The 247-nt window shown below is 70.4% G+C and carries 1 protein-coding gene; it reads right to left on the bottom strand.

The features are described from left to right. On the bottom strand, nucleotides 1–247 hold a 247-nt coding region (locus tag SB771_RS36190), incomplete at both ends, for a hypothetical protein (protein WP_410722184.1).

Here is a 247-nt window from a genome sequence, read left to right on the forward strand (position 1 = left end):
TCGTTGTATGCGGCGAGCGACGCGGCGTCGTCGACGCGCCAGCGGCTGCCGTCGAACGCGGTGAAGGTGCCCGCGTAGGCCGGCACGTCGAGCTGCAGGTTGCCCACCGCGCCGCCGGCCTCGACGTAGTCGCCGGTCGTGAACAGCACCTGGTTGCGCGAGTTCCAGTTGACGACGCTTGACGCGGTGCCGGTGCCGTCCGCGAAGGCGAGGTCCGTCTGCTTCGCCGCGATCGTGATCGCGTTGC

The organism is Burkholderia sp. SIMBA_051, assembly GCF_046534915.1.
Lineage (GTDB): Bacteria > Pseudomonadota > Gammaproteobacteria > Burkholderiales > Burkholderiaceae > Burkholderia > Burkholderia ambifaria.